The following is a 13,788-nucleotide window of genomic DNA, read 5'->3' on the forward strand; positions in this document are numbered from 1 at the left end:
CCAATAAAAGTCAGTCGCTGAGCTGATCGGTGTCCGCCAGGAGTTTGATCGCTGTCGCACCGACCTTGCGCACCGCGTCTTCGATCTGCGGTGTTGGCTTGGCAGCGTAGTTCATGCGCAGGCAATTGCGGTATTTGCCGGAGGCGGAAAAAATACTGCCCACGGCAATCTGTACGCCCTGGTCGTGCAATGCGCGATTCAGTTTCAGGGTGTCGAAGCCGTCCGGCAGTTCGACCCACAGCATGAAGCTGCCTTGTGGGCGACTGGCGCGGGTGCCGGCCGGGAAGTAGCGGGTTACCCAATCGATCATCAGGTCGCGATTGCGCTGGTATTGCGTGCGCATCCGCCGCAAATGCGGTTCGAAATGGCCGCCTTTGAGGAATTCGGCGATGGCGATCTGCGGTTGCGGCGCGGTGGAGCCGGTGCTGATGTATTTCATGTGCAGCACCCGTTCCAGATAGCGGCCGGGTGCAACCCAGCCGATGCGCAGGCCGGGCGCGAGGGTCTTGGAAAACGAACTGCACAACAGGACGCGACCGTCCTCGTCGAAGGACTTGATCGTGCGCGGGCGTGGATAGGTGTAGGCCAGTTCGCCATACACATCGTCCTCGATGATCGCCACGTCATAGCGCTGGGCAAGCGTCAACAACGCGCGTTTGCGCGACTCGGGCATGATGTAGCCCAGCGGGTTGTTGCAGTTGGGGGTCAACTGTATGACCTTGATCGGCCACTGCTCCAGGGCCAGTTCCAGCGCTTCGAGGCTGATGCCGGTCAGTGGATCGGTGGGAATTTCCAGGGCCTTCATGCCCAGGCCCTTGAGGGTCTGCATCGCACCGTGAAAGCTCGGCGAGTCCACCGCCACAATGTCTCCCGGTTCGCAGATCGCGCGAATGCTGGTGGACAGCGCTTCGTGGCAACCGGTGGTCACTACCAGGTCGCTGGCGCCCAACTGGCAGCCGGAATCGAGCATCAGGCGGGCGATCTGTTCGCGCAGTTCGAGGTTACCGTGGATGTTGTCGTAATACAGACCGGGCATGTCCTGCCGCCGGCTGATCCGTGCCAGGTCGCGCAACAGTGGCTTCATGGTTGGACTGGTGATGTCCGGCATGCCGCGGCCCAGTTGCACCACGTCTTTGCGCGGCACGGCGCGAATCAACTCCAGCACCTGATCCCATTGGGAGATGTCCACCGGCCGTTGGGCCGGGCGGCCGACTGCCGGCAAATCCGGCAGTTCGCGGCTGGCCGGGACGAAGTACCCGGACTTGGGACGTGGCGTGGCCAGCCCGCTGTCTTCCAGCACCCGATAGGCTTGCTGCACCGTGCTCAGGCTGACGCCGTGCTCGACGCTCAGCGCCCGTACCGAGGGCAGCCGGTCACCGGGGCGATAGAAGCCCTGTTCGATACGCGTGCCGAGCAGTTCGGCCAGGTTGACGTAAAGGGTCATGATGCAGCCTCGATAGGGATGATTCGGTCAACCAGTACAGATCAGATGAAAAATCGGGATTCAGTGGCGGAATCGGTAAAGCTGTATGGAGTTAATACAGTTGTTTTGAATCTGTAATGCTTTTGTGCGCCCACGCATCATGGAACCTCTGGCTACCCAAGTAAACAGGAGCATCCAAGATGAACGGTTTGAGCGATGTGCGGCTGACATTACACAGTCAGGAACTGGCGACAGGGCAGAACAACGGGGCGCGGGAGGCGGGCATGCACAATGCGTCGTCCGGCCAGAGTCGTTGGGATCAGTTCTGGCGCCGGCTGCACACGCGCAAGGCGTTGCTGGCGCTGACACCGGATCAGCTCAAGGATGTCGGGCTGACGCGGGAGCAGGCGCTGGAGGAGGGGTTGAAGCCTTTCTGGCGGATCTGAGCTTTGCAGTGTTCTTCAGGGCCTCATCGCGAGCAAGCTCGCTCCCACAGGATCGCCGCTGTACCTGTGGGAGCGGGCTTGCCCGCGAAGGCGTCAGAGCTGACACCGACAATCCTTCAGACCAACTCTTTCAGCCGATGCCACAACATCCCCAACGCCAGCAACGGCGAGCGCAAATGCTTGCCGCCGGGGAAGGTGATGTGCGGAACCCGGGCGAACAGATCGAAGCCGCCGCTGTGCTGGCCGCTGATGGCTTCGGCCAGCAGCTTGCCGGCCAGGTGCGTGGCATTTACACCATGACCGGAATAAGCCTGGGCGTAATACACGTTCGGCTGTTCCTTGAGTCGTCCGATCTGCGGCAGGCGGTTGGCGCCGATGCCGATCATGCCGCCCCATTGGTAATCGATCTTCACTGCGCTCAGCTGCGGGAAAACCTCGAGCATTTTCGGGCGCATGTATGCGGCAATGTCTTTCGGGTCGCGGCCGGAGTAATGGCAGGCGCCGCCAAACAGCAGGCGCCGGTCCGCCGAAAGCCGGTAGTAGTCCAGCGCCACCCGTTGGTCACAGACCGCCATGTTCTGCGGCAGCAGGGCGTGGGCCTGTTCCTCGCTCAGTGGTTCGGTGGCGATGATGTAGCTGCCGGCGGGCAGGACTTTACCGCTGAGTTCCGGGTTGAGGTTGTTGAGGTAGGCGTTGCAGCCCAGCACCAGGGTCTTGGCGCGCACCGAGCCCTCGGCGGTATGGACCTTGACCTCGGGGCCATAGTCGATGCGGGTCACGGCCGACCGCTCGAACAGTCGGACTCCCAGCCGTTGCGCCGCCGCCGCTTCGCCCAAGGCCAGGTTCAGTGGGTGCAGGTGCCCCGAACCCATATCGATCAGGCCGCCGACGTACCGTGTGGAGCCGACCACGGTGTGCATCTCATTGGCTTGCAGCAATCGGGTCTCGTAGCGATATCCGAGGTTGCGCAGTTCTTCGGCATCCTCGGCAAACCCTTCAAGGTCGCGGAGCTTGTTGGCGAGGTCGCAGTAACCCCAGGTCAGGTCGCAGGGGATCTGGAAGCGCTCGACCCGTTGCCGGACGATTTCCACGGCTTCCAGGCCCATGAGTTTCATTTGCCGCACGCCATCGGCACCGATGACGTTGGTGAACTGATCAAGGCCGTGGCCGACGCCGCGAATCAGTTGCCCTCCATTGCGTCCGCTGGCGCCCCAACCGATTCTGTGGGCTTCAAGCAACACCACGCTGAGGCCGCGTTCGGCCAGCTCCAGCGCCGTGTTCAACCCCGAAAATCCGCCGCCCACCACGCAGACATCGGCCAGCACTTCGCCTTTGAGCACCGGAAGTTCGGGCTGCGGCAGGCTGGTGGCGGCGTAGTAGGACGCGGTGTGGTTCAGAGCAGGCTGTTGAGCACGTGGGGTCATGTGCGTGTTCCTGATTCTTGCGTTTAGAAAATTTGACGGAGCATATGCCGGACCTTCCCGGACGGGCAACATTGGTCGGCTGGTGCTGTCTGGATCGGGGCTTTTGCGTCAGAATCGCGCTCTATTCCGCTTTGGGACACCGCTGCAATGAGCTGCAACAGCCAGACAATCCGCACATTGCGCCAACAGATTCCCTCGTTCGAGTGCGTCCCCGGCTGCCATGACTGCTGCGGGCCGGTGACCACCTCGCCGGAAGAAATGTCGCGCCTGCCGCGCAAGACGCGCGCCGAGCAGGATGCCGCCATGGAAGCACTCAACTGTGTGCATCTGGGGCCCAATGGTTGCACTGTGTATGACGAACGGCCGCTGATCTGCCGGTTGTTCGGCACCACCAGGACCTTGCCATGCCCCAATGGGCGCGGGCCGGTGGAGTTGATTCATCCGCGGGTGGAGAAGCAGGTGTTCGAGTATATGGCCAGCACCCGGCAAGTGCTGGTCTAGATAGACCGAGTCGCTGCCTTCGCGAGCAAGCCCGCTCCCACATTGGATCTTCAGTGGCCACAGATTTGTGTACGGCTGCGATCAACTGTGGGAGCGGGCTTGCTCGCGAAAGCGGCTGAACAGACACCGCCAATCTCAATCCGGAATCGGCAGAGTCAAACTCTCCTTCACCTCTTCCATCACGATATAACTCTTGGATTCCCGCACATGCGGCAGCTTGAGCAGGATGTCGCCCAGCAACTTGCGGTACGAGGCCATCTCGGAAATCCGCGCCTTCACCAGGTAGTCGAAATCCCCTGACACCAGGTGACACTCCAGCACATGGGGCAATTTCAGCACCGCACGTCGGAACTCTTCGAACGTATCGCCGGATTTGTAATCCAGGCTGATCTCGACGAACACCAGCAGACTACCCTTCAGGTGTTGCGGATTCAGCCTAGCGTTGTAGCCCATGATGATCCCCTCGCGCTCCAGCCGCCGGACCCGCTCAGTACAGGGCGTGGTCGAGAGCCCGACCTTTTCCCCCAGCTCTGTAAAGGAAATCCGCCCGTCCGCTTGCAGGATCCGCAGGATGTTGCGGTCGATCTTGTCCAGCTCACGTTTAGTCTGAGTGTTGGTCCGCATAGGGGATGCGCCTCCGTGAAAAGGGTTTTTGCCGAGAATTGTCGCCAAATATAGGCGCTTATATAGTGAAAAGCACTGGCAAATCTTTTTTACACTGCGCGCATCTAAAGCTCTGAACAACAAACGTCAGCGGTTAGCCGCGATGAGGGATATGAAAATGCGCGTCATGGTCTTGGGCAGCGGCGTCATCGGTACCACCAGTGCTTATTATCTGGCCCGTGCCGGGTTTGAAGTGGTGGTCGTCGACCGGCAGCCGGCTGCTGCCATGGAGACCAGTTTCGCCAACGCCGGGCAGGTCTCGCCGGGTTATGCCTCGCCGTGGGCCGCACCGGGTGTGCCGCTCAAGGCCATCAAGTGGCTGTTGCAGCGCCACGCGCCCCTGGCAATCAAGGCCACTGCCGACATCGACCAGTACCTGTGGATGGCACAGATGCTGCGCAACTGCACCGCCAGCCGTTATGCAGTGAACAAGGAGCGTATGGTCCGCCTGTCCGAGTACAGCCGTGACTGCCTCGATGAACTACGCGCCGAAACCGGCATCGCCTACGAAGGCCGCAGCCTCGGCACCACCCAACTGTTCCGCACCCAGGCTCAACTCGACGGCGCCGCGAAAGACATCGCCGTGCTGAAAGAGTCCGGCGTGCCGTTCGAACTGCTCGACCGCGAAGGCATCGCTCGTGTTGAGCCGGCGCTGGCCAGCGTGACTGACATCCTCGCCGGTGCCCTGCGCCTGCCGAACGACCAGACTGGCGACTGCCAGATGTTCACCACCAAGCTCGCAGAAATGGCCGCGAACCTCGGTGTGCAATTCCGCTTCGGCCAGGACATTCAGCGCCTCGACTTCGCCGGTGACCGCATCAATGGCGTGTGGATCGACGGCAAGCTGGAAACCGCCGACCGCTACGTGCTGGCCCTGGGCAGCTACTCGCCGCAACTGCTCAAGCCGCTGGGGATCAAGGCGCCGGTGTACCCGCTCAAGGGCTACTCCCTGACTGTGCCGATCACCAACTCGGCGATGGCCCCGACCTCGACCATTCTCGATGAGACCTACAAGGTCGCGATCACCCGTTTCGACAACCGCATCCGCGTTGGCGGGATGGCTGAAATCGCCGGTTTTGACCTGTCGCTGAACCCGCGTCGCCGGGAAACCCTGGAGATGATCGTCAACGATCTTTATCCTCAGGGCGGCGATCTGGCTCAGGCCAGCTTCTGGACCGGCCTGCGTCCGACTACTCCGGACGGCACGCCGATCGTTGGCGCCACCCCGTTCAAGAACCTGTTCCTGAACACCGGTCACGGCACTCTCGGCTGGACCATGGCGTGCGGCTCCGGTCGCTTGCTGGCGGACCTGATGGCCAAGAGAAAGCCGCAGATCAGCGCCGAAGGCCTCGATATTTCCCGTTATGGCAACAAAACCCAGGAGTCTGCAAAGCATGTCAGTCCAGCGCCAGCTCACCAATGAGCGCATGAGTCAGATCGTCACCCATAACGGCACGGTTTACCTGGCCGGACAGGTAGGCGACGACATGAACGCCGGGATTGAACAGCAGACCCGTGAAACCCTCGCCAACATCGAGCGTTTGCTCGATCTGGCCGGCACCGACAAGCACAACCTGCTGTCGGTGACGATTTACCTGAAAGACATCGATGCGCATTTCGAAGGCATGAACGCGGTTTGGGACAACTGGCTGCCAAAAGGCGTCGCCCCGGCCCGTGCCACCGTTGAATCGAAATTGTGCGAACCGGAAATCCTGGTCGAGCTGTCAGTTGTCGCAGCTCTGCCATAAGCCTGTCAGAAAAGATCCCTCTCCCGGTGCTGTTGGTGGTTCACGCTGTCAGCCAGCGCCGGTTTTTTTTCCCGATAACCCGACCAGAAGTCTGCCGCCATGCGTCCTGCCCGTGCCCTGATCGACCTTCAAGCCCTGCGCAACAACTACCGAATCGCCCGTGAGCTCACGGGGGCCAAGGCCCTCGCGGTGATCAAGGCTGATGCCTATGGCCATGGCGCGGTGCGTTGCGCCCAGGCGCTGGAAGCCGAGGCGGACGGGTTTGCCGTGGCCTGTATCGAAGAGGCGCTGGAGCTGCGGGCGGCGGGCATTCGTGCACCTGTCCTGCTGCTGGAAGGTTTTTTCGAAGCCGATGAGCTGGCGCTGATCGTCGAGCATGATTTCTGGTGCGTGGTGCATTCGCTGTGGCAACTCGAAGCCATCGAGAAAGCGGCGTTGAGCAAACCGATCACCGTGTGGCTGAAACTCGATTCGGGCATGCACCGCGTCGGGCTGCACCCGGCGGATTATCAGGCCGCCTACCAACGGCTGCTGGCCAGCGGCAAGGTCGCGAAGGTCGTGCTGATGAGCCACTTTGCGCGTGCCGATGAACTGCACGAACAAGCCAGTGCCGATCAGGTGGCGGTATTTGAAGCGGCGCGCAAGGGCTTGTCCGCCGAGGTCAGCCTGCGCAACTCGCCGGCGGTGCTTGGTTGGCCGCAGATTCCGAGCGATTGGGTACGTCCCGGCATCATGCTCTATGGCGCCACGCCGTTCGAAGAGGCCAACGAAGTTGCCTCACGCCTGCAACCCGTGATGACCCTTGAGTCGAAAGTCATCAGTGTCCGCGAACTGCCGGCTGGCGAGCCAGTCGGTTACGGCGCCAGGTTCATCACGCCCAAACCGATGCGCATTGGTGTGGTGGCCATGGGTTACGCCGACGGCTACCCGCGTCTGGCACCGACCGGCACCCCCGTGCTGGTTGCCGGGCAGCGTAGCCAGTTGATCGGCCGGGTGTCGATGGACATGCTTTGCATCGACCTGACCGATGTACCGCAGGCCGGTCTCGGTTCGACCGTCGAGTTGTGGGGCAAAAACATCCTCGCCAGTGATGTGGCCATGGCAGCCGGGACGATTCCTTACCAGATTTTCTGCAACCTGCGCCGGGTGCCACTGCTCTATTCCGGGGCTTAGTGCGCAAGGCTCCAGACCGGAAGTCGCCTCGCTGAGCAGGATTCAGGTCAAGGTGTTGTAAATACTGAACGCTGTCGCCATGATAACGTCCACTATTCCAATAATCTTGAATCCTGGAGGCGCAAGCTTTGGACGTCGGTGAACGACTGCAATCCATCCGTAGGCTCAAAGGCCTTTCCCAGCGTGAGCTCGCCAAACGGGCGGGTGTCACCAACAGCACCATTTCGATGATCGAAAAGAACAGCGTGAGCCCTTCGATCAGTTCGTTGCGCAAGGTGTTGGGCGGGATTCCCATGTCCATGGTCGAGTTCTTTTCCGAAGAAATCCTGCAGGAAAAGCCGACCCAGATTGTCTACAAGGCCAACGAGCTGATCGATATTTCCGATGGCGCCGTGACCATGAAACTGGTCGGTCGGGCCCACCCGAGCCGGGCTATCGCATTCCTCAATGAAATCTATCCGCCAGGCGCCGACACCGGTGACGAGATGCTCACCCATGAGGGTGAGGAAACCGGCATCCTGGTCGAAGGAAAACTGGAACTGGTGGTCGGTCTCGAAACTTTTGTCCTCGAAGCCGGTGATAGCTACTACTTTGAAAGTACCAAGCCACACCGTTTCCGGAATCCGTTCGATGCGCCTGCGCGACTAATCAGCGCAGCCACGCCGGCGAATTTCTAAGAAAAGAGGCGTCCTGCCAGCATCGCAGAGGCGCCCGGGCCGTTTTTCCGCCACAGCCTAAGACCCTTGCGACTTTGGGGTTGTTTCAGTGCGGCGGGCTTACCGCTATACTTGCGCCCGCCTGCGAACCGTGGCCGTAGGCGTGACTAGCCACCATTGAGGGTGAACGCGTGAACCTAATTATGAAAATGCTGGCTGCACCAGCAACCGTATTGGCCCTATGGGCTGTCAGTGTCAGCGCTCAGGCTGCGACCAACGACGATATCGCCAAACGCCTTGAGCCAGTCGGCCAGGTCTGTGTTCAGGGCAAAGAGTGCAAGGGCATGGAAGTGGCCGCTGCAGCTGGCGGCGGCGGTGGTGCAAAGACTCCGGATGAAGTGATTGCAAAACATTGCAACGCTTGCCACGGTTCAGGCCTGTTGGGCGCACCGAAAATCGGTGATGCCGCTGCCTGGAAAGAACGTGCCGATCACCAGGGCGGCCTCGACGGCATCCTGGCCAAAGCCATTACCGGTATCAACTCGATGCCGCCTAAAGGTACCTGCGCCGACTGCTCCGATGCCGAGCTCAAAGGCGCCATCCAGAAGATGTCCGGCCTGAAATAAGCGCCAGATCTTCTGCAAAAAACCGTCTTCGGACGGTTTTTTTGTGCCCCCAATCCCTGTAGGAGCGAGCTTGCTCGCGATGAATTCGAAGGCGCCGTGGGGTGTCAGAATCGCCGCGTTATCGTTGACGACCATCGCGAGCGAGCTCGCTCCTACAAGGTATTTGTGTCGGGCGATTGGCCGGTACAGGCTGTTCATTGCAGCCAAGACCCGGCAAGCTCGGTCTAACCCCAATTCATGGAATATGAGGGAGGATCCGATGGTGCAGTTGTGTTCTATCGAGCAGGCGGTCGATGACGTACTGGCGCGGTTGCCGGTCCACATTCACATGGGCTTGCCCCTGGGCCTGGGCAAACCCAATCACTTCGTCAACGCGTTGTATCGACGAATCGCCCAACTGCCCGAGCGGCGGCTGACGATCTACACCGCGTTGTGCCTGGGCCGCCCGCCCTTGGGCGACGGATTGCAGAAGCGCTTCCTCGAACCCTTTGTCGAACGGGTTTTCGGCGATTATCCGGAGCTGGATTTCCTCGCCGACCTGCGTCGTGATCAACTCCCGGGCAACATCCACATCCAGCAGTTTTTCATGCAGCCGGGCAGCCTGCTCAACAGTGCCACGGCGCAGCAGGATTACGTCAGCAGCAACTACAGCCATGCGGCGCGGGACATCAACGCCGCCGGGTTGAACCTGGTGGCGCAACTGGTGGCCAGCCATGCCGGGCATCCCGACCGCTTGAGCCTGAGCTGCAATCCCGACATCACCCTCGACCTGTTGCCGATGATCGCCAAGCGCCGTGCCGCCGGAGAAACCATCCTGATGGTCGGCCAGGTGCACAACGATCTGCCTTACATGCCCGGCGATGCGGAAATCGGCATCGACACCTTCGACCTGCTGATCGATGAGAAAGACCGCACCACGCTGTTTTCCACGCCGAACATGCCGGTGGGGTGTCAGGACCATTTCATCGGCTTGCATGCCAGCACCCTGGTGCGTGACGGCGGTACGTTGCAGATCGGCATCGGCTCCATGGGCGATGCGCTGACGGCGGCGCTGCTGGCGCGGCAAGCGGACAACAACGCTTACAAGGCGTTGCTGGCCGACGTAAACCTCAACCACTGGGCGCAACTGATCGAGCGCGAGGGCGGCATCGAACCGTTCGCCAAAGGCCTGTATGGCTGTAGCGAAATGTTCGTCAACGGCTTGCTGGTGCTGGCCGATGCCGGAATCGTGCGGCGCAAGGTTTACCCGGACGTGGCGACCCAGCAACAGGCGAATGCCGGCACCCTCGACGAGACTGCGCAAACCGATGGCATCTCGGTGCACGGTGGTTTCTTCCTCGGTCCGCGCAGCTACTACGAACGCTTGCGCGAATTGCCACAAAACAAGCGGCTCGAATTCAACATGACCCGCATCAGCTACATCAACGAGCTCTACGGTCAGGAAGAACTCAAGCGCTTGCAGCGTCTGGATGGGCGGTTCATCAACACCGCGTTCACCGTGACCTTGCTCGGTGCCGCGGTGGCGGATCAGCTCGAAGACGGACGTGTGCTCAGCGGCGTAGGCGGGCAATACAACTTCGTGGCTCAGGGGCATGCGCTGCAAGGCGCGCGCTCGGTGTTGCTGCTGCGCAGCTGGCGTGAGTCTGGCGGCGATGTCAGCTCGAACATCGTTTGGGAGTATGGCCACTGCACGATTCCCCGGCACTTGCGGGACATGGTGGTCACCGAATATGGCATCGCCGATCTTCGTGGCAAAACCGATGTGGCAGTGATCGAGGCCTTGCTCAATATCAGCGACTCGCGTTTTCAGTCGGGATTGATTGAACAGGCGCAGAAGGTCGGCAAATTGCCCAAGGACTTCCGTCTCGATCCGCGCTTTACCGATAACAGTCCGCAGCGGTTGCAGGAGATCCAGGCGCGGCATCCGCGGCTTTTTCCGGAGTATCCGCTGGGGTGTGATTTCACCGAGGTCGAGCGAGATGTGTTGCGGGCGCTGAACTGGCTCAAGAGCAAGTTCAAGCTGAGCGAGGTGCTGGAGCTGGGCAAGGCGGCGCTGGATGCGCCGGAGGCAGCAGCGTTCCCGGAGCATCTGGAGCGCATGCAGCTGGCCAATCCTGAAGGACTGAAGGAGGAGTTGTATCAGCGGTTGCTGCTGGCCGGCCTGAAAGCCACCGCGCAATAACAGCCAACGACGAACCCTTGTAGGAGCTGGCTTGCCAGCGATGAGGCCATAACATCAAACCTCGATGTTGGTTGTTGTAACGCCATCGCTGGCAAGCCAGCTCCTACAGGATTTGTGGGTCATTCGATGAAAGTGACAACCCCATCGGCCAGCGACTTCACGCGAGCCAACGACTCCACGCGATAACCCTGCGAATCCAGCTCCGCACGGCCGCCCTGGAACGACTTCTCGATCACGATGCCTAGGCCCGCCACGGTAGCGCCGGCCTGTTTGATGATCGAAATCAGCGCCTGGGACGCCTTACCGTTGGCCAAAAAGTCATCGATGATCAGCACGCGGTCGCTGCTGGTCAGGTGGCGCGGGGAGATGGCCACGGTGCTTTCGGTCTGCTTGGTGAACGAGTAAACGGTCGCCGAAAGCAGGTTTTCGGTGAGGGTCAGGGACTGGTGCTTGCGGGCGAAAATCACCGGCACACCGAGGTTCAGACCGGTCATGATCGCCGGGGCGATGCCCGAGGCTTCGATGGTGACGATCTTGGTGATGCCCGAGTCCTTGAACAGCGTGGCGAATTCGTCGCCGATCAGCTTCATCAGGGCCGGGTCGATCTGGTGGTTCAGAAAGGCGTCGACCTTCAGGACCTGGTCGGAAAGCACAATGCCTTGTTCGCGAATTTTCTGGTGCAGGGCTTCCATGAAGCTGTCCTCTTTTGGCGCCTGTGCGCCGAAGGTCATATAAAAGTGGTCAATTCTAGCGCTTTAACATCGCGCGTATATCTGCCAATGCGTTGTTGCCCCGCACGGCTTTGACTTCGGTCGGTGTGTCGTCGTTGCCTTCCCAAGCCAGATCGTCCGGCGGCAACTCATCGAGAAAGCGGCTCGGCGCGCAATCGATGATCTCGCCGTACTGCTTGCGCTTGGCCGCGAAGGTGAAGGCCAGGGTCTGGCGCGCGCGGGTAATGCCCACGTAGGCCAGGCGACGTTCTTCTTCGATGGTGTCGGCTTCGATGCTGGAACGGTGCGGGAGGATTTCCTCCTCCATGCCCATGATGAACACGTAGGGGAATTCCAGTCCCTTGGACGCATGCAAGGTCATCATCTGCACGCCTTCGGCGCCGTCTTCCTCTTCCTGCTGACGCTCGAGCATGTCTCGCAGGACGAGTTTGCCGATGGCGTCCTCGACGGTCATTTCGCCTTCTTCGTCTTTTTCCAGGGTGTTCTTCAGCGCCTCGATCAGGAACCACACGTTACCCATGCGGTAGTCGGCGGCCTTGTCGCTAGAGCTGTTGGTGCGCAGCCAGTTCTCGTAGTCGATGTCCATGACCATGCTGCGCAGGGCGGAGATCGGGTCTTCGCCGGCGCACTGCTCGCGCACCCTGTCCATGAAGCGCTTGAAGCGCGACAGGCGATCGGTGAAGCGGCTGTCCAGATGCTCGCCCAGGCCGATTTCGTCCGTGGCGGCGTACATCGAGATCTTGCGCTCGGTGGCGTAATTGCCGAGCTTCTCCAGCGTGGTCGAGCCGATCTCGCGGCGCGGCACGTTGATCACCCGCAGGAAGGCGTTGTCGTCATCCGGGTTCACGATCAGGCGGAAGTAGGCCATCAGGTCTTTCACTTCCTGACGGCCGAAAAAGCTGTTGCCGCCGGACAGGCGATACGGCACCTGGTGGTGCTGCAATTTCAGCTCGATCAGCTTGGCCTGGTAGTTGCCGCGATAGAGGATCGCGAAATCGCTGTACGGGCGGTCGGTGCGCAAGTGCAGGCTGAGGATTTCCATGGCCACACGCTCGGCCTCGGCGTCCTCGTTGCGGCAGCGGATCACGCGGATCTCGTCGCCGTGGCCCATTTCACTCCACAGCTGCTTTTCGAATTCGTGGGGGTTGTTCGAGATCAGCACGTTGGCGCAGCGCAGGATGCGGCTGGTGGAGCGGTAGTTCTGCTCCAGCATCACCACTTTCAAGGACGGGTAGTCCTCCTTGAGCAGCATCAGGTTTTCCGGGCGGGCACCGCGCCAGGCGTAGATCGACTGGTCATCGTCGCCCACCACGGTGAACTGGTTGCGTTTGCCGATGAGCATTTTCACCAACAGGTACTGGCTGGCGTTGGTGTCCTGGTATTCGTCGACCAGCAGGTAGCGCACCTTGTTCTGCCACTTTTCCAGGATGTCGGCGTGTTCTTCGAACAGCTTCACCGGCAGCAGGATCAGGTCGTCGAAGTCCACTGCGTTGAACGCCTTGAGCGTGCGCTGGTAGTGGGTGTAGACGATGGCGGCGGTCTGCTCCTTGGGGTTGCGCGCGTTTTCCAGGGCCTGGGCCGGCAGGATCAGGTCGTTTTTCCAGGCGCCGATCATGTTCTTGATCTCGTCGACACCGTCGTCGCCCGAGTATTCCTTCTGCATGATGTCGGTCATCAGGGCTTTGACGTCAGTCTCGTCGAAGATCGAGAAGCCCGGTTTGTAGCCCAGCCGCACGTGTTCCTTGCGGATGATGTTCAGGCCCAGGTTGTGGAAGGTGCAGACCGTCAACCCGCGACCTTCACCGGCACGCAGCAGGGTGCCGACCCGTTCCTTCATCTCGCGGGCGGCCTTGTTGGTAAAGGTCATGGCGACGATGTACTGGGCGCGGATGCCGCAGTTCTGGATCAGGTGCGCGATTTTGCGCGTGATCACGCTGGTCTTGCCGGAGCCTGCACCGGCGAGCACCAAAAGAGGGCCGCCGACGTAGCTCACGGCTTCTTGCTGCCGGGGATTGAGTCGGGACATAGGTAAATTCAGGAGTCAGTCACGAAATGGGCCGGCATTTTAACAGGCTCAGCGAATTGTGCTGCTCTGTCCGACTTGTGACGTACCGCGCTATCTGTAATTGCCGGTTTTGTTACTTTCACGCAGGATGCGCAACGAATTTGCGGCTAATGTTCGTAATTCCAGATACAAAGGGCCCGTTTTGATAGC

The 13,788-nt window shown here is 60.6% G+C and carries 13 protein-coding genes; 8 read left to right on the forward strand and 5 right to left on the reverse strand.

Annotated elements, in window-relative coordinates:
* Positions 1–10: 10 nt before the first annotated feature.
* Positions 11–1,444 (reverse strand): aminotransferase-like domain-containing protein, encoded by a 1,434-nt coding sequence (locus tag AB7M25_RS01285; RefSeq protein WP_454236903.1) that lies wholly within the window; start codon positions 1,442–1,444, stop codon positions 11–13.
* A gap of 179 nt (positions 1,445–1,623) precedes the next feature.
* Here AB7M25_RS01285 and AB7M25_RS01290 point away from each other — a divergent pair, with 179 nt between their 5' ends.
* Positions 1,624–1,869 (forward strand): DUF1127 domain-containing protein, encoded by a 246-nt coding sequence (locus AB7M25_RS01290; protein ID WP_454236904.1) that lies wholly within the window; start codon positions 1,624–1,626, stop codon positions 1,867–1,869.
* Positions 1,870–1,985: 116 nt separating this feature from the next.
* Here AB7M25_RS01290 and AB7M25_RS01295 read toward each other — a convergent pair whose 3' ends face one another.
* Positions 1,986–3,293 carry an NAD(P)/FAD-dependent oxidoreductase gene (locus AB7M25_RS01295; RefSeq protein WP_429387043.1) on the reverse strand — a complete coding sequence of 436 codons (1,308 nt, stop codon included), beginning with the start codon at positions 3,291–3,293 and terminating at the stop codon, positions 1,986–1,988.
* A gap of 147 nt (positions 3,294–3,440) precedes the next feature.
* Here AB7M25_RS01295 and AB7M25_RS01300 point away from each other — a divergent pair, with 147 nt between their 5' ends.
* Positions 3,441–3,794 carry a YkgJ family cysteine cluster protein gene (locus tag AB7M25_RS01300; protein WP_429387046.1) on the forward strand — a complete coding sequence of 118 codons (354 nt, stop codon included), beginning with the start codon at positions 3,441–3,443 and terminating at the stop codon, positions 3,792–3,794.
* 135 nt (positions 3,795–3,929) lie between these two features.
* Here the strand turns inward: AB7M25_RS01300 and AB7M25_RS01305 are convergent, their stop codons facing one another.
* Complete coding sequence (locus AB7M25_RS01305) at positions 3,930–4,418, reverse strand: Lrp/AsnC ligand binding domain-containing protein (protein ID WP_007975155.1); 489 nt, start codon at positions 4,416–4,418, stop codon at positions 3,930–3,932.
* A gap of 157 nt (positions 4,419–4,575) precedes the next feature.
* On the opposite strand from AB7M25_RS01305, the gene dadA reads away from it, so the two are divergent.
* From dadA to AB7M25_RS01335, 6 genes are all read left to right on the forward strand, one after another.
* Positions 4,576–5,880 carry a D-amino acid dehydrogenase gene (gene dadA / locus AB7M25_RS01310; protein ID WP_126048278.1) on the forward strand — a complete coding sequence of 435 codons (1,305 nt, stop codon included), beginning with the start codon at positions 4,576–4,578 and terminating at the stop codon, positions 5,878–5,880.
* Positions 5,852–6,205, forward strand: a complete 354-nt coding sequence (locus tag AB7M25_RS01315; protein WP_095964325.1) for a RidA family protein — start codon at positions 5,852–5,854, stop codon at positions 6,203–6,205. Before dadA ends, AB7M25_RS01315 begins: the two co-directional genes overlap by 29 nt.
* Positions 6,206–6,304: 99 nt before the next feature.
* Positions 6,305–7,378 carry an alanine racemase gene (gene alr / locus AB7M25_RS01320; protein WP_454236905.1) on the forward strand — a complete coding sequence of 358 codons (1,074 nt, stop codon included), beginning with the start codon at positions 6,305–6,307 and terminating at the stop codon, positions 7,376–7,378.
* A gap of 128 nt (positions 7,379–7,506) precedes the next feature.
* A complete protein-coding gene (locus AB7M25_RS01325) occupies positions 7,507–8,055 on the forward strand; it encodes a cupin domain-containing protein (protein ID WP_007975150.1) in 549 nt (182 codons plus the stop codon).
* Between the two features lie 182 nt (positions 8,056–8,237).
* Positions 8,238–8,660, forward strand: coding sequence for a c-type cytochrome (locus AB7M25_RS01330; RefSeq protein ID WP_429387167.1), 423 nt, complete (start codon positions 8,238–8,240; stop codon positions 8,658–8,660).
* A gap of 259 nt (positions 8,661–8,919) precedes the next feature.
* Positions 8,920–10,842 carry an acetyl-CoA hydrolase/transferase C-terminal domain-containing protein gene (locus AB7M25_RS01335; RefSeq protein WP_454236906.1) on the forward strand — a complete coding sequence of 641 codons (1,923 nt, stop codon included), beginning with the start codon at positions 8,920–8,922 and terminating at the stop codon, positions 10,840–10,842.
* Positions 10,843–10,961: 119 nt separating this feature from the next.
* On the opposite strand, the gene AB7M25_RS01340 is transcribed toward AB7M25_RS01335, so the two are convergent.
* Together AB7M25_RS01340 and rep are read right to left on the reverse strand one after the other, a co-directional pair.
* Positions 10,962–11,534: a xanthine phosphoribosyltransferase gene (locus AB7M25_RS01340; RefSeq protein WP_007975145.1), complete on the reverse strand. Its 573-nt coding sequence runs from the start codon at positions 11,532–11,534 to the stop codon at positions 10,962–10,964.
* Between the two features lie 55 nt (positions 11,535–11,589).
* On the reverse strand, positions 11,590–13,599 hold the full coding sequence (rep, locus tag AB7M25_RS01345; RefSeq protein WP_007975144.1) for a DNA helicase Rep: 2,010 nt from the start codon (positions 13,597–13,599) through the stop codon (positions 11,590–11,592).
* Positions 13,600–13,788 lie beyond the last annotated feature (189 nt).

This window comes from Pseudomonas sp. AP3_22 TE3818, assembly GCF_053628995.1.